Raw genomic sequence first — 1,046 nt, forward strand, 5'->3', positions numbered from 1 at the left:
TAGACCGTTTTGCATTTAGGTTGACCCATATCCTGCGTTTCGGATGTAGTTTGCGCATTCGTTTGGTTTGATTGTCTCTATGGTCCGCGCCAAAGCGTCGTGGACTGTGTCTTCGGAACGGGCCATTGCGGTGCGCATGGCCTGTTTGATCTTGGAGAAGAGCTGTTCGATGGGATTGAGGTCAGGGCTGTAAGGCGGCAGGAAGAAGAGCTTTGCGCCGGTCTTTCTGATAGCCCGACGCACCGCCAGGCCTTTGTGGCTGCCGAGATTGTCGAGGACAACGATGTCTCCCGGCGACAGGGTCCGAACGAGTTCCTTCTCGACATAGGTCAGAAAGGCATTAGCGTTGATCGGCCCGTTGAGGACCCATGGTGCATCAAGCCGATCGTTTCTGAGGGCTGCGACAAAAGTCATTGTTCTCCAATGACCGTGCGGGACATGGGCGATCAGGCGTTTACCCCGTTCGCCCCAGCCCCTGAGCGGCGCCATATTCGTTTTCACCCAGGTTTCGTCAATGAACACAAGGCGGTCAGGATTGATCTCGCCCTGATGGCGCTTCCACCGTTCACGTTGACGGGCCAGCTTCGGCCTGTTCTGTTCGGCCGGCAGCACGGTTTTTTTTGAAGCTTTTGCCTTCACGATGGAGAAAGCGGCAGATATTGGCTGGATGGACTTTGAGGCCGCGATCCTGCAATCCCCGCGCCAGCCACTCAAGCGTCACATGCTCCGACCCATCGATCATCGACAAGACCCAGACGCGATGCTCGCCGCAGATCAACGCCCGTCGATGACCGCCCATCTTGCCCGGCTCAACACTGCCGGTACGGCGTTGGCGCTGCGCCCACTTGATCACGCTCGACGGCGCGACATTCAGCGCGGTGGCAACCGCATGACATGTCTCGCCTTGCGCCACACGCCGCATCGCCAGTTCACGCAAATCCATCGAATAAGCACGACCCATCGAACAAGCCTCCATCGCTCATTCAATCAAATCTGATTTGCGACAAAAGCGGAATCCCGATTCAACCAAGTCGCAAACCGCTCTA

Annotated in this window: 1 protein-coding gene; it reads right to left on the reverse strand. The window is 57.0% G+C overall.

Features of this window, described 5'->3' with window-relative positions:
* Positions 1–15 precede the first annotated feature (15 nt).
* Positions 16–961 (reverse strand): IS630 family transposase gene (locus tag C4N04_RS31415; protein ID WP_106797767.1). Its coding sequence is split into 2 segments (ribosomal slippage): positions 16–621 and positions 623–961, totalling 945 coding nucleotides; the frame shifts between segments, so codons are not numbered across the junction.
* Between the last annotated feature and the right edge of the window lie 85 nt (positions 962–1,046).

It is taken from the genome of Rhizobium sp. H4, assembly GCF_003013335.1.
GTDB lineage: Bacteria > Pseudomonadota > Alphaproteobacteria > Rhizobiales > Rhizobiaceae > Rhizobium > Rhizobium sophoriradicis.